Source organism: Thermogemmatispora argillosa, assembly GCF_059696725.1.
The window spans coordinates 51913-70315 of the sequence record NZ_AP019377.1 but is presented as its reverse complement, the minus strand read 5'-3'; the positions used below and the strand labels follow the sequence as shown (position 1 = coordinate 70315).

The 18403-nt window shown below is 62.0% G+C and carries 17 protein-coding genes and 1 riboswitch; of the genes, 6 read left to right on the top strand and 11 right to left on the bottom strand.

Annotated features, from left to right (window positions below):
• Window positions 1–199: 199 nt before the first annotated feature.
• A complete protein-coding gene (locus AC6H1L_RS00280) occupies window positions 200–760 on the top strand; it encodes a GNAT family N-acetyltransferase (RefSeq protein ID WP_497599551.1) in 561 nt (186 codons plus the stop codon).
• 78 nt (window positions 761–838) lie between these two features.
• On the opposite strand, the gene thyX is transcribed toward AC6H1L_RS00280, so the two are convergent.
• The 4 genes from thyX to glnA form a co-directional block, all read right to left on the bottom strand.
• Window positions 839–1759 (bottom strand): FAD-dependent thymidylate synthase, encoded by a 921-nt coding sequence (thyX, locus tag AC6H1L_RS00275; RefSeq protein WP_497599550.1) that lies wholly within the window; start codon window positions 1757–1759, stop codon window positions 839–841.
• A 381-nt stretch (window positions 1760–2140) separates the two neighbouring features.
• Window positions 2141–2371 (bottom strand): helix-turn-helix domain-containing protein, encoded by a 231-nt coding sequence (locus AC6H1L_RS00270; RefSeq protein ID WP_497599549.1) that lies wholly within the window; start codon window positions 2369–2371, stop codon window positions 2141–2143.
• 264 nt (window positions 2372–2635) lie between these two features.
• Window positions 2636–3628, bottom strand: a complete 993-nt coding sequence (moaA, locus tag AC6H1L_RS00265) for a GTP 3',8-cyclase MoaA (RefSeq protein ID WP_497599548.1) — start codon at window positions 3626–3628, stop codon at window positions 2636–2638.
• A 392-nt stretch (window positions 3629–4020) separates the two neighbouring features.
• Window positions 4021–5451, bottom strand: a complete 1431-nt coding sequence (gene glnA / locus AC6H1L_RS00260) for a type I glutamate--ammonia ligase (protein WP_297159391.1) — start codon at window positions 5449–5451, stop codon at window positions 4021–4023.
• Between the two features lie 449 nt (window positions 5452–5900).
• On the opposite strand from glnA, the gene AC6H1L_RS00255 reads away from it, so the two are divergent.
• Window positions 5901–6779, top strand: a complete 879-nt coding sequence (locus AC6H1L_RS00255; protein WP_497599547.1) for a hypothetical protein — start codon at window positions 5901–5903, stop codon at window positions 6777–6779.
• A 115-nt stretch (window positions 6780–6894) separates the two neighbouring features.
• Here AC6H1L_RS00255 and AC6H1L_RS00250 read toward each other — a convergent pair whose 3' ends face one another.
• The gene (locus AC6H1L_RS00250; protein WP_497599546.1) at window positions 6895–7812 is read right to left on the bottom strand and encodes a class I SAM-dependent methyltransferase; all 918 of its coding nucleotides are present in this window, start codon (window positions 7810–7812) and stop codon (window positions 6895–6897) included.
• A 735-nt stretch (window positions 7813–8547) separates the two neighbouring features.
• Here AC6H1L_RS00250 and AC6H1L_RS00245 point away from each other — a divergent pair.
• On the top strand, window positions 8548–9600 hold the full coding sequence (locus tag AC6H1L_RS00245) for an FTR1 family iron permease (RefSeq protein ID WP_497599545.1): 1053 nt from the start codon (window positions 8548–8550) through the stop codon (window positions 9598–9600).
• A gap of 239 nt (window positions 9601–9839) precedes the next feature.
• Here AC6H1L_RS00245 and AC6H1L_RS00240 read toward each other — a convergent pair whose 3' ends face one another.
• The 6 genes from AC6H1L_RS00240 to cofE form a co-directional block, all read right to left on the bottom strand.
• Window positions 9840–10241, bottom strand: a complete 402-nt coding sequence (locus AC6H1L_RS00240) for a PPOX class F420-dependent oxidoreductase (protein WP_497599544.1) — start codon at window positions 10239–10241, stop codon at window positions 9840–9842.
• Between the two features lie 179 nt (window positions 10242–10420).
• Window positions 10421–11443 carry a TIGR03557 family F420-dependent LLM class oxidoreductase gene (locus tag AC6H1L_RS00235; protein WP_497599543.1) on the bottom strand — a complete coding sequence of 341 codons (1023 nt, stop codon included), beginning with the start codon at window positions 11441–11443 and terminating at the stop codon, window positions 10421–10423.
• Window positions 11413–12123 carry a 2-phospho-L-lactate guanylyltransferase gene (gene cofC, locus AC6H1L_RS00230; protein WP_497599542.1) on the bottom strand — a complete coding sequence of 237 codons (711 nt, stop codon included), beginning with the start codon at window positions 12121–12123 and terminating at the stop codon, window positions 11413–11415. Before cofC ends, AC6H1L_RS00235 begins: the two co-directional genes overlap by 31 nt.
• A gap of 34 nt (window positions 12124–12157) precedes the next feature.
• Complete coding sequence (gene cofD / locus AC6H1L_RS00225) at window positions 12158–13090, bottom strand: 2-phospho-L-lactate transferase (protein WP_497599541.1); 933 nt, start codon at window positions 13088–13090, stop codon at window positions 12158–12160.
• Window positions 13091–13162: 72 nt separating this feature from the next.
• The gene (locus AC6H1L_RS00220; RefSeq protein WP_497599540.1) at window positions 13163–13855 is read right to left on the bottom strand and encodes a nitroreductase family protein; all 693 of its coding nucleotides are present in this window, start codon (window positions 13853–13855) and stop codon (window positions 13163–13165) included.
• A gap of 206 nt (window positions 13856–14061) precedes the next feature.
• Window positions 14062–14856 carry a coenzyme F420-0:L-glutamate ligase gene (cofE, locus tag AC6H1L_RS00215; RefSeq protein ID WP_497599539.1) on the bottom strand — a complete coding sequence of 265 codons (795 nt, stop codon included), beginning with the start codon at window positions 14854–14856 and terminating at the stop codon, window positions 14062–14064.
• Window positions 14857–15177: 321 nt separating this feature from the next.
• Here cofE and AC6H1L_RS00210 point away from each other — a divergent pair, with 321 nt between their 5' ends.
• The 3 genes from AC6H1L_RS00210 (at window position 15178) to AC6H1L_RS00200 (ending at window position 18332) form a co-directional block, all read left to right on the top strand.
• Window positions 15178–15573, top strand: a complete 396-nt coding sequence (locus AC6H1L_RS00210) for a DoxX family protein (RefSeq protein WP_497599538.1) — start codon at window positions 15178–15180, stop codon at window positions 15571–15573.
• A gap of 146 nt (window positions 15574–15719) precedes the next feature.
• Window positions 15720–15987, top strand: a riboswitch (FMN riboswitch).
• 281 nt (window positions 15988–16268) lie between these two features.
• Window positions 16269–17171 carry an ABC transporter permease gene (locus tag AC6H1L_RS00205; protein WP_497599537.1) on the top strand — a complete coding sequence of 301 codons (903 nt, stop codon included), beginning with the start codon at window positions 16269–16271 and terminating at the stop codon, window positions 17169–17171.
• Between the two features lie 159 nt (window positions 17172–17330).
• On the top strand, window positions 17331–18332 hold the full coding sequence (locus AC6H1L_RS00200) for an ABC transporter substrate-binding protein (RefSeq protein WP_497599536.1): 1002 nt from the start codon (window positions 17331–17333) through the stop codon (window positions 18330–18332).
• Window positions 18333–18403 lie beyond the last annotated feature (71 nt).

The window sequence follows — 18403 nt, the reverse complement described above, 5'->3', positions numbered from 1 at the left end:
GGCAGCCGCCAGAGCGGGTCAACAGCCATGCCTGCCCGCTGCCTGTTGCCTGGCCCGCCAGGGGCGCGCTATTATAGGCGAGGGGGACGCTCCTGGTCTTGCTGGGTGGCCTCATCCAGGCCACTGCGCCTTGGGCAAGGCAGACCAGGGGCCCACAACCAACCTCACCAGCTACATCATGACGAGGGAGTGAAAACACGTGCGCGTTCGCGAAGCGCGACCTGGCGACCTGCCGCAACTCAGGGATCTTCGGCAGCTCGCGGAGAGTATCGACGGCTGCCTTTTTTCACGCGCCGCTTGGGACGACTGGCAGGCCAGTCTTGGTCAGGGTGAGCCAGGCCCGGCCCTCTTCGTCTTGCTCGATGATGACGATGACCTGAACACCTGGGGGCAAGGGGGAACGCTGGAAGGGCTGGAAGGAGAGCTGATCGGCTATACGCTGCTGCATCTCGTGCGCGATGCAGAGGGCTATCACTTGCGCTGCGAAGGCACGGTTCACCCGCGCCACCGCCGTCGCGGCGGGGGGAGGGCGCTGCTCATCTGCGCCCTCAACCGGGCCCGACTGTGGGGGGCAGAGCTAGAGGGCGAGAGCCAGCAGCACGGGCAGCCCCTCTGGTTCGAAGTCCTCTTTCCCCAACGTGATCCAGCCGCGGCACGGCTCGCGGCGCGCTGCGAATTGGAGGCCGTCGCTGCCACCACCAGCGCGGGACAGCACGCCGCCGACGATGGTCTCCGACTCTATCGCCGTCCACTCCTCTAGCCGGCTGGCGGCCAACTCGCAGGACCAGAGCGCGCCGCGCCGCTCTGGCTTCCGTCTGGCCTTGTCCTGCGCGCGGGGCTAGACCTTCTCATAGGGTGTGCGCACGCTATAGGTGCCGTCCGGCAAACGTTCCAAAGTGTAATCGCCAAAGAGGATCGGATCGACCAGCGCCAGACAGACAAAGATACGGACCAGCAGCTCCCGAATCTCAATCTCGGCATGTGGGGCAGTGCGCTCCTCGATCACATGACGCCAGGCCCGCGCATTGGCCGTCACTACTAGCGGCGCCTCCGTCTCGTTGGGCAGCAGCGAACGTGAGCACTGTTGCACTCGCTTGCGCAGGTCGGTCCGGGCCTCCGCACTCAATAGGGGATCACCGGCCTGCTGACGAGTCAGCAGGTACTCGCTCAACTCGGCATACTCCGCCGCGGCGCGCTCGATGCGCTGCAAAAAGAGCCGATGCAGATGCTCATCCTGCCGGTACTCGGGACGCTCGACAAAGCGAAGCGTCCGACCATCAACAAAGCGCTGACTGGTCTGTGAATAGCTGAAACCGGCGCGATGGCGGATCAGCTCGTGGGTCAGACTGCGCGAGACGCCGTAGACAAAGAAACTAAAGGTGGCGTGCTCCAGCACGGAGCCGTGACGCGATGCCTTCAGGTGATCGAAATAACGGTGAGCCTGGGCATTGAGGGTACGCCGCGGGCCAAAGCTCAGATAGCACGTCTGCCCTGCTACCTTGCAGAGCTGGGCGCCGTCGGGCAAGATGGTGGGATCATGCACATACTCGCTGAAGCGATAGGCGGAATCAAAGCCTTCGAGAAAGGGAGCCAGACCCTGCAGGTTCGTTTGCGGACGGGCCAGCAGCACCACCCCCGGGGCGGTCAAATAGGGAACGCCGGCGGGGGAGTGCTGGACTGGCACATGGATCGCCGCAAAGCCCGCATGCAGCTCGCCCTGCAGCTCGTGAAACAGCTCCTCGGCAGATCGCTGCGTCATCGTGTCAACCACTCTCCTCTCTTCCAGGATGCAACCTGACAAACCTCTCTGATCCTGCCGGGGTGGGCAGTGCGGAGTCGAGCGCGCCTGCGTCACATCGGCGCCAACCACTCAACCTGCAGACAGCCCCTGACAGGAAGTCGAATCCATCCCGATAGGGAAGCGCCAGACAACAACCTTGCTGCTGACAGAAAGCGCCAACCACTCGCCTCCTGGAGCAGCCTCGGTTACAGCACGCCGCCAGTCCGGCAGCGTACTCGTGCCTGCCAGATACACAGGTAGCAGGTGCCGTGCCAACAGTCTACCACATCCTGCGAAGGGGAGGCAGCGAGAGAGAGCAAGGGGAGCAGCGAGACTACCCTTCTTGTGCTGGCTGCTCGCTCACTCGCGGTCACGGGGAGGAGAAGCGGGGGCTGATGAAACCAGCGGAGTAGCCAATAGGGCCTCCAGCGTTGCACGGCGGATGCGGTACGCTTGACGCCGGCCACGGTGAGGCAACGTAATAGCCTCCAGCATGCCCGTTTTAATCCAGCGCCGCACCGTTGTATCATCTACCCGCAGTTGGCGGGCTACCTCGCGCACCGTGAGCAAATCGACAGCTTCGTGTTCCACAGAGCCTCCTTCCTGGCGGCTTCGAGTGCGCTCCCCAACCCATTGACAGGCTTGCCGGGCAGGGCTTCACAGCTCCCCCGATGGAGAGCCTTCTCCCCTACCCAGCCCCGACAAACAATAAAAAGGAGCTAATCTCGCATGATCAGCACTCGAAGACATACCATGTCTATTTGCCTATTTATTTAGAGAGACGAACATCTCCCTGTGAGGTAACGCGCCGAGCATCTGCGGGCAGCACCCCTGGCACGGGCGAGAGAAACATGTTTAGCCACCAATCATGGACATCGTGCGATTGGCTCTCTTGAAGCGCGTATCGCCAATATAGTGCTTCAGCTCCTTGTGCCAGACGGCGCGGCGAATGATTTCCGTGAGCTCCTCATCGGATGCCCCCGAGCGGAGCGGCGTGCGCAGATCGGTCTCCTCGGTGGCAAACAGACACGTGCGCAACTGGCCATCGGCGGTCAGGCGGATACGGTCGCAGGTAGCGCAAAACGGCTCGCTGACCGGATTAATGAAACCTACCTCCCCGATGCCGTCGCTAAAGGTATAACGCCGGGCTGTCTCTGACGGATCGCCCTGAATTGGCACCAGCGGACCATACTCGGCCTCAATGATGGCCTTAATCTCGGCGCCGGTCAGAATGTCCTCCTTGCGCCAGATCTGGTCGGCATCAAGAGGCATGAACTCGATCCAGCGCACCACATAACCTTTCCGGCGCGCCAGACGCACAAAATCAAGGACCTCCTCTTCTGTGAAGCCGCGCATCGCCACGGCATTAATCTTAATCGGACGGATAGACGGGTACTTCTCAAGCTCCTCCAGGCCCTCCAGCACGCGATCGAGTTGATCGCGACGCGTCAGACGGGCAAACTTCTCACGCACCAGCGAATCCAGGCTGACGTTGATACGCGTCAGACCGGCCTCAGCCAGCGGGCCGGCCAACTGCTTCAGCAGGACCCCATTCGTGGTTAGGCTGAGGCTGCGCAGCCCCTCGATCTGGCGGAGCCTGCGCACCAGCTCCGGCACATCGCGGCGTACCAGTGGTTCGCCTCCCGTCAGGCGGATCTGCTCAATGCCCATGCGCACCGCCAGGCGAGCCAGCCGCTCAATCTCTTCATAGGTCAGAATCTCTGCCTTCTTCAGCCACGGCAGGCCCTCGGCGGGCATGCAATACGTACAGCGGAAATTGCACTTATCCGTAATCGAGATGCGCAGATTGCGAATGCGCCGGCCATAACTGTCAATCAGTGGGTCCATAGAGCGCCTCTCCAGACAGAGCGAGGATGGCATCGTACCGCGCGGGTAGGATAGACATTCCATTATACCATCGCGATCAGAACATAGCCAGCCAGGCACTCCAGTTTTGCTACCTGGCCAGTCAACGGTACCGGGACAGCTCTTTCCAGCGGAGACAACGAGCAAGGGACAGGCGCGAGTGGAGCGAGCGAACCTGAGCCCGGCTCAGGAGAAAAGGAGGAAAAGAACAGGATGGGAGGAAAGACCACAAGACCCAGGAGACTGAGCCTGGCAGCTCCAGGTCGTGTTCTCCCATCTCAGCCAGCCGCTGGCCTGCCTGGTCAGACACGACCTGAATGAGTGGACCAGTCCCCTGGGTCTGTTCGCTCGTGCGTACGATCAGCTCAGAAGGATCAGGCGTCGTAGTAGAGGGCGAATTCAATCGGCACGGGGCGCATGCGCACCTCGTTGACCTGAGCGCGCTTCAGCTCAATATAGTGTTCGAGCACGTCGGTCGTGAAGACGCCTCCCTCCAACAGGAAAGCGTGATCGGCCTCCAGAGCGTTGAGCGCCTCCTCCAGCGAGCCCGGAACCGAGCCGATCTCGCGCAGCTCCTCCGGGGGAAGGTGATACAGGTCACGATCGATCGGTCCGAAGCCGTGCTCGCTGGGTTCGATCTTGCGGCGGATACCGTCAAGGCCAGCCATCAGCAGGGCAGCAAAAGTCAGGTAGGGATTGGCCGTCGGATCGGGCGGACGGAATTCAATGCGCTTGGCGGAAGGACAATCTGTATTCGGGATGCGCACAGCGGCGCTGCGGTTGGCCTTCGAGAAGACCAGATTGACCGGAGCCTCAAAGCCGGGCACCAGGCGCTTATAGCTGTTAGTGGTCGAGGCGGCAATCGCCAGCAGCGCGGGAGCGTGCATCAACAGACCACCGATATAGTAGCGCGCCGTCTGCGAAAGCCCCGCGTACCCCTCGGGGTCATAGAAGAGCGGGCGCTCATCCTTCCACAGGCTCTGGTGAACATGCATGCCGGAGCCGTTATCACCGAAGATCGGCTTCGGCATGAAAGTTGCCGTCTTCCCGTGCTTGCGCGCCGTATTCTTCACCACATACTTATAGATCATCAGGTTATCGGCGGTCTTGACCAGCGTGTTATAGCGAATATCGATCTCACACTGACCGGCGCCGCCGACCTCATGATGCTGGGCCTCGACCGGGATGCCCAGCTCCTCCAGCGTCAGCACCATTTCGCTGCGCAGGTCCTGCAGCGTATCGCTGGGGGGCACAGGGAAGTAGCCCTCTTTGGGGCGCAGGCGATGGCCCAGGTTGACGCCGCCGTTACGGCCATTATTCCAGTGCGCCTCGTCCGAATCCACCTCGGCATACTGCACGTTCTGGGTCGAGGTGAAGCGCACGTTGTCAAACACGAAGAACTCGGCCTCGGGGCCAAAGTAGCTCACATCAGCAATCCCGGACGAGCGCAGATATTCCTCGGCCTTGCGCGCAATCGTCCGCGGATCGCGGGTATAAGGCTGCTTGTGCGCGCCCGGTCCTGGGTGGGCAACGGTGCAGATGAGGCTCAGCGTGGGGACGCTGGTAAAGGGGTCCATGAAAGCCGTATCTGGATCGGGGATTACCAGCATGTCGCTGTCGTCGATGGTCTGGAAGCCGCGGATGCTTGATCCGTCAAAATACTTCCCCTCGACAAAGGTCTCCTCATCCAGCTCGTGCAAGGGGACGCTGAAATGCTGCCAGGTGCCTGGTAGATCCACGAATTTGAAGTCTACCATCTTGGCACCGCGCTCCTTGGCAAATTGCAGAACTTCTTCAGGTGTCATGCCGTCGAACTCTCCTCTTTACTGGTCTCTCCCCAGCCTCTTTGCCGGACACGCCTTCGGCTCTCGTTGCCACTCCGTGCTCTTGACTGACTTCTGACTGCTCGTCGCTAATTTCTATCCTGCTGAACTGATAACTGCTGGCGCGCCGTGTGCTCGGCAGCGCCTTCGCTTCGGGGCAGCCGCCTCGCTTCGCTTCGCTTCGTTCCCTTCGTTCTTACTTACTTATCGCACCGCTTTCCTCCGCCGTGGCCCGGTGGCTCGCAGCTGAGGCTCAGCTCCCCTACTTGCTTTTATGATACGTCCCCCTTGCTGCTGAGACTACGGGCACTTTGTCTGAAAGCAAGGCGCTCTCTTTTGGGCGATTTGCCCAAAAAGAAAGCCCCTTGTCCTACTGGGGCTGAACAGCTATGATACACAGCAGGTTTGCTTGTTAAGGAGAGCTTGCAGCCATGCCCTGGTTCGCTAATGACCGTTTCGATGACCACGATGAAGCAGACCCGGCCTCTGAGCTCACCATTCCCGACAGCAGCTATGATCTTGCCGATCTGGCTGGGCTGAGATCTGCTGATGAGCCGACCGAGCCATCAAGCTGGCAGCAGAGTGAGACCGCCTCGCCCAGCCTGCCCAGGGCGCGACCGACGCGGCGGCTCTCTACCCCTTTGCTCCCCTGGCTACCCTCTGAGCCTGAAGCTGAGGGATGGCAGCCGCCGCCACCTCCCCCTCAGCAGAGCCGCGCCCGCGGCTGGCTTCCCCTTGGCACGTTCCTGCTAGGGATGCTCTGCGGGGCCTGCGCCCTTCTGGTCACACTCTTCCTCTTCCTGGGCGCTGACCGCCCGCCGCTCGCTTCAGCGCCTCCTGACAGGAGTGAGCTGGTATTACAGCTTTCCTCGGCCTATCTCACTGCGCTCGTGACGCGCAGCCTGCCCCAGGTCGGTCTGCCGGGCCAGGTCAGCCATGTGCGCCTGACCCTCCAGCCAGGTGCCCTGATTGAGGTCATGGGCGATGAAACGTTGACGCTGCTTGGAGTCTCCGTCACCCGCCCCCTCACCTTGCAAATCCAGCCCCTGACTTCCGCCTGTCACTTGCAGGTCCATCTGCTGCATGCCGATTGGGGAGGATTACCAGTAACCTGGCTGGCTGCCCCCCTGGAGGCGCGCCTCAACGAGCTACTGACCCGCCAGCCGGCGCCTGCCGGTCTACCTTCCGGTTTCCGCTACTGCGCCGTGGCGGCTCGCACAACAGCCGACGCTCTCTGGATTACCTATAGTGCAGAGCCAACGGCCCTGCGGCCATTGCCCGCTGACCGGAGACAGGCGCTCGCGCTTTAAAACCAGAGGGGCTTGTGCAAGACAAGGGCCGAACAGAGCTGGCGTGGTGAGATCTAGCCAGAGCGGCGATCTGGCCCCGCTGGCTCTGCCATCTGGTCACGGTGGCCCACCTGCCTTAGCGCTTTTGTCCATAGGCCACGGTAAAGTGATAGCTGGTGTGCAGCTCGTTGCACTCGCGCTGCATGGTTTGGAGCAGGGCTACGAAGGCCTCGCGCGGAATTTGAAAGCGCTGACTCACGCGCTCGCTGAGGGCCACAAATGTTTCTCGGAAGTCCAGGGCAATCAGCCGTCCCAGCGATCCACCCCACTCTCCGAGAGGGACAGCGATGACCTGCTGCTCAATGGCGCTCAGGCCGGCGTCTTCAAGATAGCGCCCCAGTGAGTGGGCGATAACACCATGACCGTCGAGACCGCGCGCTGCAAGGTATTGGCCGATGAGGGTAAAGACCTCTTGAGTGGCCGGACCGGCGGGGGCCACGTCTGGACCACCTTCAACCAGTTCAATCCAGCCCCCGGGGGCCGTGACACGGGCGAGATCCCTGACTAGCACCGGCCAGCAGGTGATAGGCAGGGAGAGCGCCATGAGACGCTGATGGACGAAATCAAAGCTGTCGTTGGCAAAGGGGAGGCCATCTAGAAGGTTAGCGCGCACAAAACGAAAATTGGAAGGTGGAGAGGTAGTCTGCTTGATCTGCTCGATGTCCAGGCCAACTACCAGCGCCTGGGGAAATTCTTGACAGAGTTCATAGGCCCACTGGCCTGTTCCACAGCCCGCGTCAAGAATGCGACGCGGCTTGCTCACCGGAGCCAGATAGTTGGCTCGCAGAACCGCTCGCAGGGCATAATGCTGGAGATCTAAACGATCAATCTCCCGCACGTCCTTGGGCAAAGGCAGCGGATAAGGCAAGCTGTAGTCTGCAGCAGGCCCCTTTGGAGAAAAGGAGCCACTGCTCAGCCGTCCTGCGGCTGGAGCCGACTCACCCTCCGGCTCTGGATCGCTCCCCCCTCCATGCTTAAAGAACCACCAGGGCATGGTTCCTCCTTTCTCACATGTCGCTCTCGGCTGACGCTCATATGGCTCGCTCGCAGTGGCTGGGTCTTGATTGGGCCAGGCCTGGTCTGTGTCATCGTTGGTCCTTCCCTTTCTCCCTGGACAGCGGTCTCTGGCGGTTGCTGCTCGCTCTTGCTCGTTCCGCTTGCCCGCCTATGGCCCGTCTCGACGGGTAAGAGTGAGACGCGCGAGCAAGACGCCAGAGGCGAAGTCTCCCCAGGGCATCCTCGCTGTGTGCATTTTTGCTTCGCCTCAGAACAGAGGACGGCCTACAAGTGGACTGGCCCGAGCCATCTCGCAACGGGCACCGCTCTTCCCAGCCTAAGCAGGCTTGGCAGGGCGAGGCCGGCCCGAGGGCGGGCGCAGTGATCCTTTCTTTCCTTTCCTTTCCAGGCATCCCTTTGCCTCTGCCTGAAGGATGCACGGCTTTGGCTCAGAACACTTCTCAGTTTAGAAAAGAGGAGATGAATATGTCAATTCGAATATATGGAGACAGGACGTTGGCATCAATTTTAACGGATTTTTAATGCACGCCTCGGTAATGGTGCGGAGCAGCGCGGAGAATCTCGGTTTGCCCCTTGACAAAATGGATTAGGCCATGCTAATATCCGAGTGCAACACTAAGATATTAGCCTGGCCTAATATCGAGAGAGAGTAGCGGGTCGACAACACGAGGCACGTCACAACTGGGTAGAAGAGACGAAAGGACTTGCTGGAGTGAGGTACATCCAAGCCTACTTTACCGGAAGCCTTCTACAGCGAATCATACGTGTAGTACTCTTGGTAGCCGGACTGGCAGTCGTGGCCGCCCTTGTCTGGCAGGGCATTACGGCGGAGGGCAACCCTGATCCGACCACGCCGCACCTGAGTCCGGGCGCTGCTATTTTAGATACTGGCCTGTTGGTGTTCCGCGAGGGGCTAGAAACCATCCTGGTGCTGGCGGCGATTACGGCCAGCATGATGGGCAAGCACGAGAAGTATCGCCGTCCTATCGCCGTTGGAGCTGGTTTAGCCCTGCTGGCGACGCTGATCACCTGGTTCGTCGTCGTTGGAATTCTCAGCAGCGTCAATGCCCCTGAGCTGCATATCCAGGCTGCTACTGGCCTGCTGGCGGTCATTGTCCTGCTCATTATCATGAACTGGTTCTTCCACCGCGTCTACTGGACCGGCTGGATCTCCTTCCACAACCGTCGGCGGCGCAGCCTGCTGAGCCTGGGTGAAGACGAGGAGGCACGGATTGTCTGGGGCATGGTGGTCCTGGGCTTCACTTCGGTCTATCGTGAGGGCTTTGAGGTCGTGCTCTTCTTGCAAAACCTGCGTATGCAGGTCGGTTCAGAAATCGTTCTCATTGGCGTCTTGATCGGCCTGGCCTTCACGGCAACGGTTGGGGCCCTGACCTTTGTGGCTCACCATCGCCTGCCCTACAAGCGGATGCTGGTGCTCACGGGTGTGATGCTGGGCGTGGTGCTGATTGTAATGGTGGGCGAGAGTGTTCAGGAAATGCAGCTTGCTGGCTGGCTCAGTACTACCCCCGTTCCCTTGCCCATTCCCGACTGGATGGGTCTCTGGTTCGCGGTCTTCCCCAACGTTGAGGGGCTGGTGGCTCAGGCGCTGGCGGCCATCCTGGTTATCGGGTCCTACTTCCTGGCCGAGTATGTCCGTGTCTGGCGTCCGCGCCAGCGCGGTGAGCAGCCCGCCTTGCGGCCCGAGGCGCCCCCGGCTGTCGAGGTGGCTACCCCGGCTGCCTCGGCTACGGAGGCCTCTTCGTGAGGCGTACGTGATGGCGGGAGCCTGAAGGCAACAGCCTCCCTACCATGCCACGCGGGAGGCCAGGAGAAGGGTTCTGCGCGCCCATCCTCTCCTGGCCTCTCTGCGTCTGCCTTTCCTTCCCTCTCTCTTATCGTCCCTGTTCTAGCATGCCAGGCAGCGGCAACGACGGTCTCCCCACTATCCAGACGGGGCCTGCTACGCGGCGCTCTCGTCCGTCGGGTCGGTCGGGGGCCCCTCTCTCAGAGGTGTTCGACCACCTGCTCACAGGTGAGCCGCACGGTGACGCGTTGCTCTTTGCTGAAGCGCTCCATCTGCTGGCGCGCGGCTTCCTCGCCGTCGTAATGCCGCGCCAGGCGATAGATGTCCATCTGAGCCACTGCCGGATCATCGATCAGGCGTACTCGACCGCTGATCGTCACATAGCGATAGCCGTCTTCGACACAGAGCGAAACGCGCGGATCACGGCGCATATTCCGCTCCTTTACTCGTCCCACTTTGGTATTCATGAGGATTTCGTCCCCATCGAGCAAAAACCACATGGTGGTTAAGTGCGGCGAGCCGTCGGCATTGACCGTGCCAAGCACGCCAAAGCGAGGCTTCTCTTGGAGAAAAGCGCGAGCGCGCTCCGAGAGCGACGCCATTGCTTTTGGTCCCTCCTTTTCTCCTCGGTATTGCTCCTGTCGTTCTCTGACACAGAGCCGGCTCCTCGGCTCTGGTCTCTGGCCAGGTGGGCCAGATAGGGAGCGAGGAGCCGGGCGTTGGCTCATTGGACGGTGCGCGTCTGCGTGGCGCAGCGCTGCGGCTGGAGTGAGCTGGGCGGCTATTGTGAGGAAGCCTGCAGGCGCGAGGCTGACGCCGGCTGATGCAGAGCAGGAATCACTGCCTCACCATAGGCTCGGATAAAGCTGCTCTGGTCGCGCCCAACGTTATGGACATGCACCTCATCGAAGCCGAGGTCAAAGAAGCTCTGGATATGGCGTCGGTGTTCCTCCAGGTCGGGGGAGATCAGTACGCGGCCCTGGAAGTCTTCGGGGCGTACCAGTTGGGCGAAGGCCTCAAAATCCTCTGGGGAGCGGATATCCTGCTTGGGGGCCTTGATGCCGCCGTTGGGCCACTCTTTGAGAGCGTTATTGACGGCCTCCTCATAGGTCGGCGCCCAGGAGACATGCAGTTGCAGCAGGCGCGGCATGGTGCTCGGGTCCTTGCCGGCCTCGCGCGCCCCCTTTTCGAAGCGCTCTAGCAGCATCTTGAGCTTCTCTGGTGGAGCTGCCGGCGTGATGAGACCATCGCCTAGCCGCCCGGCGGTCTCCGCCGCTTTGGGGCCAGAAGCTGCGACCAGAATGGGAGGCGGCGTCTCTGGGCGCGTGTAGAGGCGGGCGCTCTCCATGCGCAGGTGTTTGCCACTATAGCGGACCTTCTTGCCGCTGAAGAGCAGCTTAATGATTTCGATGGATTCGATCATGCGCTCCAGGCGAACCGGCGCTTCGGGCCACTCGCCGCCGACAATGTGTTCGTTGAGGGCTTCGCCTGTACCGATCCCTAGCCAGAAGCGCCCGGGATACATAGCCGCCAGGGTGGCGGCGGCCTGGGCAATGATGGCCGGGTGGTAGCGGTAGGAAGCGCAGGTCACGCCCGGACCAAAGGTCAGCTTCTTGGTGGCCAGTCCGAGGGCTCCCATCCAGGACCAGACAAAGGGACTGTGCCCCTGGGTCGGCGTCCAGGGATGGAAGTGATCGGCGGCCATGACGCCGCCGAAGCCCGCTTCCTCGGCCTCCTGGCACCAGCGCAGGAGATCGCTCGGATGGAATTGCTCTAGTGCTGCCGAATATCCAACGACTGGCATGATGTCATCTCCCTGAGACAGTGCGAAAGCCTCGCGGTTGCCTGGCCCTCGGCCAGGGACGACCGCCGCAGGTCCTCTACGGTGTCGATATCGAGAGCCAGCCCAGGACTCTCATAGCGAGTATAGGGCAGGTGGCGTAGCTGTGCGGCTTCGCTATAGCGCTGCAGGCTCCGCTCCCCAAAGAGATAGGGCAGCAGCAGGGGAGGTCGCAGCAGCAGGGCATTGGTCCCCTGTCCATCATGAGCCGGCGCCAGCACAATCGGATAGTGCTGGGCCTGCTCCAGCAGGGCCTTGATCTCCTCTGCCTGTAGGAGCGGCAGGTCAGCCGAGATCGTGAGGAGGGCCGCGACTCCCTCGGCCCGCAGCCGGCGAGCGGCGGCCTCCAGGGCGCCATTGTGGCCCGCTTGCTCCTCGGGCCAGGCTTCCGCTCCCCAGGCCGCAGCGCAGGCCCGTACCCGCTCGTCAGCGCTGACCACGACAATCCTGGAAAGCAGGTTGCTCGCTTGCAACGTGGTCACCACGTGATGGAGCATGGAGAGCACCAGGCGGGCGCGCTGGGAGGGAGTCAAATGCCCCGCCAGGCGCCCCTTAGCGGCAGCGAGCCGCTTCACAGGCACCAGTGCCCCGCAGCGGTGCAGGGTCCCAGCGGCTTGCGCTGCTCCTTGCGCTTGTGTCGCCACAGTTATCGCCACTCCCGAATTGCTCGTTCTCAAACTAGACGGCGCACGCGCAGGCGCGCAGCACCTCGCGCGCCAGACGGGCCTTGGCCTCCTGGTCGCGCATGATTGTATCGGTCGCCAGCACACGCGGGCCAAGGGCTTCGATAGCCGGAGCGAGCGCCGCATCTTGCTGGTCAATGACCATCACATCTAAAAAGTCAGCGTAGCAGCGGGCCACGCCCAGCGCCGAGACCTCATGTCCGAGGCCGCGCAGCAGCTTATCCGCCGGCCCCTTGATGGGGGCACCGCCCACGATGGGGCTAATGGCGGCCACAGTGGCAGAGGTCGAGCGCAGCGCCTCTCGCACGCCGGGTAGGGCCAGGATGCTGCCAATGCTCACAATGGGATTACTCGGGGCCAGCAACACAGCCTCGGCCTGACGGAGTGCCTCCAGAACGCCCGGGGCCGGCTGAGCCTGTTCGATGCCGACGAAGACCACTCCCTGCACCTCGTCCATGCAGCGCCGCTTGACCATATATTCTTGAAAATGCAGCAGACCGGCGGGGGTCTGAATGTGGGTCGCTACGGGGTCATCGCTCATGGGCAGGATGCGCAGCCCCAGGCCAAAGAGGCGGCGCAGCTCTTCGGTTACCTCCGTCGGCGTGCGCCCCTGACGCAGGCGCAGTGTGCGGTGAATATGGGTCGCCAGGTCGCGATCGCCGAGCAAAAACCAGTCTTCGTGACCGTAGCGCGTAAGCTGCTGCATGACGTGATAGGTATCGCCGCGGATGCCCCAACCGTGGCGCTCGTCAACGACGCCGGCCAGTGTATAGATCACGATGTCGATGTCGGGCGAGACGTGGAGTCCGTAGAACTCGCGATCGTCTCCTGTATTGACGATAGCTGTCACCTCGGCAGGTGGAACTACCTGGACAACGCCTTGCAGAAAGCGTGCTCCCCCGACACCACCGGCGAGCACAACGATCATAGCCTTCTCGCTGCTCCCTTCTGGTGTAGTGCCCTGGCCCCATTGCAAGGCAGGGGCCACAGGCTCTCTGGCTTACAACTCACGTCCCTCTCCTCCTCCCCCATCACCGCTGCCCTGACGGTCAAGACGAATGACAAGGGCCTCCAGGGGCAGACGAGGCCGCCGTTTGGGGTCGGCAGCGGCGTAGCCCAGAGTAATCAGCGCTTGAGGGTGTAGGCGCTGATCCAGCTCAAGGGCCTCGCAGACAACCGCGGGGCAGAAGAGTGGCGCGCACATCCAACCAGTATCAAGGCCCAACTCGTAGGCCATCAAGAGCATATTTTGAACAGCGGCCCCCAGGCTCTGAATCGCCATGATGCGCTCATTCTCCTGGCGCTCGGCATCGGGATAGCGATCCAGATCTTCCAGGTACAGGCAGGGAAGAATCAAGACCGGCGCCTGACGGATGCGCTGGCGTGATTTCTCCAGGCGCAGGGCAATAATCTCCTCTGGCTGCTGATCCAGGCGGAGTTGCGCCTCCCAGGCGGCACTCATGCGCTCGATTAAGCGCTCCTTGCGCGCTCGGTCGCTGAAGACGACAAAACGCCAGGGCTGCCGTCCATGCGGCGAGGGCGCCCAACGCGCCGCCTCCAGCACCTGCTCCAGCAGGGTTTCGGGGACCGGGCGCTCTTGGAAAGCGCGCACACTGCGCCGGCTGCGCAAGAGCGTCAGCAGGTCGCCTGCGCGCTGGGAGACAGTCACGGCTCGTTCACAAGCGGTTGTCACGGCTCGTTCGCTCTATCTTACTGGGACTGGTATCAGACGGATCGGGTCGCAGGGTGGGCATGGTGGCAGGGCCGGCGCAGGCCGACGTCGGCATCTGCCGACGGACACAGGCGCCAGAGCAGGCAGAAGGGCAGGTCACGCCAGACCGCTCCAGAGCCATCCGAGTCGGAACCCTCGCTGACCACTCGATCCGGCCCGACAGACGGTTAACGGAAGAGGTCGCTGGCGGCATCGCGCAGCAATGGCTTGACCCCATCTGCCGCTGAGCGATAGCTATAGCCACGGATCAGCGCGACAGGGACACCGGCGCTCTTGCCCATGACCAGTTCAGCGGCGGCTGCCAGCTCATCGGCTACCGCAATGGCGCTGACACGCAGCTCACGGCCATAGGCGTCAGCTTCGCCACGATAGTCCCGGATCGCTGCCAGCCCGGCCACCCCGATCGCCATGTTGACCTGACCATTGCGCCAGGGACGCCCCCAGGTATCTGTGATAACGACCGCCAACCGTTGCAGCCTCTCTCGATCTGACAATGACTGAGAGCGATCAGAGGACGCAAGGCTCAAAAGCTGCTCGCGGAGCAGTTGCGCCGAGCGATCGGGATCGCGCGGCAACAGGCTCACCTGGTGCTGGTCTGCCAGATTGGATTCATCCACGCCGGCATTGGCGCAGATAAAGCCGTGGTGTGTCTCGCAGATCAAGACCCCGCGGTCCATACGCACCAGGCGTCGCGTTTCACGCAAGATTACCTCAACATGGCGGGGGTCCTTGCCGGTCTCGCGCGCAATGGTCCGGGCGAAGGCCGAGGGAGTCACCTCCTCCAGGTTGATCAGTTGTCCCTCAGCTTTCGACACAATCTTTTGCGTGACCACCAGGATATCACCATCGATGAGGGTCACTCCCTGGGCCTGCAGAGCAGTATAGATGATAACCCCCAGGTCACTCCCTGGGGTAATCTCGCCAATACCGGTCACGGGGATAATCCGTAGTTCCGCGCCCATACATCCTCCTGGGTGAGTATTATATTTCGCCACTCGCTCCTCCTGCAAATGCGCCGCTACCGCGCAGGAGGAGGAGCAGCCGGTCAGAGCGCTGGCGTTCTCTGACCCGCAGGGCTAGAATGAAGAAAGAGGGAGGAGAAGCAGCCATCTGGCTTGTCCATCTCTGAGCGCGCGTGCGCGCGTCGAAGGGGCAACCGGAACAGGCTGACCAACCAGGCCGCTGGCTGCTCTCTTCGTATTGTTGGACCGGCCTGGCCTCTTGCTCGCCAGGCTCAAACAAGCCGCGTAGGCAAGCAGAAAGAGGAGACGAAGACAAGGCATATGATCCGAGCCCTGGCACGTTTGCTGTTGTCCCTGATCTTCATCAAAGGTGGCGCTGATGCCTTTCTTGATCCGGGGGGCCGTCCAGCGCGCGTGGCCCGCTTTGGGATCGCTCAACCAGAGCGGGCTGTCATCCTCAACGGGGCCACAATGGTGGTCGCAGGAACCGCGCTGGCACTGGGCTGGTTGCCCCGGCTGGCCGCCACTGTTCTGCTCGGCGTGCTGATCCCTACCACCATTGTGGGCCACCCATTCTGGCAAGAAAGCGATCCGCAGATCCGCCAGACCCAGCAGATTCAGTTCGCCAAAAACCTGGGCCTCATGGGCGGCCTCCTGCTCGTCCTCCTTGAGGAGCGCAGAGCCAGGCCTGCCCGCTCTCGCGCCCAAGGCGGCTAAGCTGGCCTAGGGGGCCGCAGGCTGGTCAGCAGCGCGGACCGTTCGCTCTCCGGCTGCTGGCCGCCCTCGGCTGATCTGTCGACAGAGCCAGACGCCCTCTTGCAGCGCTCCCGCGCTCTGTGTCATAATATCGACAAAGATGGAAACAAGACCTTCGGGGCAGGGTGCAATTCCCGACCGGCGGTATGGCAGCCATACACCACAGCTGTGTCTGAGCTGCCGAGCCCGCGACTCGCTGAGCGCCCGTGTCTCCGCAGCGCGAGGATGGTACGCTGGCTGAACAGGCCAGATGATCCACCTGTGTGCTGCGCTGACATGCCAGGATCACCACCCTCCACCGGTGATCGACGCCCAGCGATGGATTCGGTGAGAGGCCGAAGCCGACGGTAACAGTCCGGATGGGAGAAGGCTTGGTATCTCGCGAAACGGATGAGTTGATCCTCCGCGCGCTGCCAGCATGACGCGCCTGGAGCGGCGCCATCAGTTCGATCACGCTCTCCGTCAGCGCCTTCCTGCATCTCCCTCACATGCCCCCCGGGTCGGTTGAACTGACAGCGTAGCTGCTCTTTCCCACAGCAGCGTCCTCGTCGTACGACGCCCTGGCCGCGCCTGCGCCTGGAGCAGACCTGAGCCTGCCTGGCAGGTCAGGGAGAAGAGAGCAGCAGCGTTGTCACGAGAACAGATCACCGAGGGCCATGATGGGTATCGACACTTCTTCCACAAGCAGCAAGCGCCTCCCGCTGACACTGCCTTCTCACCAGGGCCGCCAGCGTCAGGGAGGAGAGCGCGAGGAACTACCGACACTGGCGATCGCGCCAATGCCCAAAACCAGCAGGGCGCGTCGACGAGCCAGCGCCTTGAGCGTCGTGCCACCGCTAGTGGTGGCCGCTGTGCTCCTGAGTCTCTGGTACCTGGGCACCGCTTATGGGCATATCAATCCGCTCTTCTTACCAGCTCCTTCCGATGTCTGGCAACGCCTGCTAGACGGTCTTAGCTCAGGTCTCTATGAGGTGAACGCCCTGGCCACCATTGAGGAAAGCCTGCTTGGCTTCCTGCTGGCGGTTGTCATCGGGCTGCCTCTGGGCTACGGCCTGGCCAAATCGCGCCTGATCGCGGCCACGGTGCAGCCCTATCTGGCCGCTGGTCAGGCGATCCCGGCTATCGTCATCGCGCCCTTTCTCGTGCTCTGGCTGGGTTACACCTTGCTTCCTACCGTTATTCTGTGTATGCTGGTAGTGCTCTTTCCAATGGTGATCACGACAGCACTGGGTGTGCGCACGATCGATCGCTCCATTTTGGATGCGGCGCGCGTTGATGGGGCCGCCGGCTGGTCGTTGCTGACCGCTATTGAGTTTCCCCTGGCGCTGCCCGCCATCATGGCCGCGGTGCGCACAGGCCTGACGCTCTCGATCACCGGCGCCCTGGTGGGCGAGTTTGTGGCCGGCGGCAATCAGGGGCTAGGGGGCCTCATCCTGCAAGGACAGCACCAGTACGATACGCCTTTTATGTTTGCAACACTGGCGTTGCTCGCCGCGCTGGCGGCAGTCTACTACGGTCTTGCCTGGCTGCTGAGCAAACTGGCCGAAGCGGTCTACTGAGGCGCCCGCCAGAGTGTTTGATGGCTGCGCTTCGGCCCCATTCATCTCTACCGCCTGCTCGGCGCCGCTGGCCAGCCAGCGTGCCGCTCCTATGGTCCAGTCGCTCACTCACGAGAAGCAAGCATTGTTGTGTTGTCTGTATGGGGGATTGTGCGCCTTATGCGGAAGATCACGCACCTCTTTTTTGTAAGCTGCCTGCTTGTATTTTGCCTGCTACTTGGCGCCTGTGGCCAGTCGGCGGGGCAAAGTGCGCCCTCGTCCAATGGAGGAAAGACGCTGACAGACGTGACCATTGGCCTGGGCTACATTCCCGATATCCAGTTTGCGCCCTTCTACGTAGCCAAGGCGAAGGGCTACTACAGCCAGGCTGGACTGAACGTCACCATCAATCATGGCATTGTCACCGACCTGATTGGCTCAATGGTGGCGGGACGCAACACCTTTGTGTTCGCCAGCGGCGATGAGGAGCTGACGGCCCGCAGCAAGGGAGTGCAGGCTGTCAACGTAGCCACCATCTTCCAGCGCTATCCGGTCTGCCTGATCGTGCCAGCCGACTCGCCGATTCGCACGCTGGCCGATCTCAAGGGCCATAGCGTTGGGGTGCCCGGCCCTTATGGAGCTACCTATGTTGGGCTGCTCGCCCTGCTCTACCATGAGCATCTGAGCGTGAACGACATTCACCTGCAATCCATTGGCTTCACCCAGGTTGCGGCCCTGCTTGGCCACAAGGTCGACGCCGTTATGGGGTATTCGAACAATGAGCCGCTGCAGCTCCGGCGCCAGGGTTTTGCCGTGCGCACCTTCGAGGTCTCGGATTATCAGCCGTTGATCTCGAACGGCATCGTGACGCTACAAGAGACGCTGCGCCAGCAGCCGCAGATGGTGCGCGCCTTTGTCCAGGCGACCCTGCGAGGATTGCAGGAGGTGATTGCCCATCCCGACGAGGCTTTGCAGCTCAGCAAGAGCTTTGTGCCGGGCATGGATCTTGCCAAGGCCAGGGAAGTGCTGCAGGCGACGATTCCAATCTGGCGTGGGAATGGTCGCCTTGGCTACAATGATCCTGCGGTCTGGCAGGCGACCGCCTCCTTCATGACTGCCCTCAAGCTGGTGCCTCCAGTTGCGGACGTCAGTGCCGCCTATACCAACCAGTTTGTCGCCTGAGCGCGGGCAGACGAGAGGCCGAGACCAGAGGCCGGTGTCCGTCTGGAGCCTGACCTGCTCAGCTCCCGCCG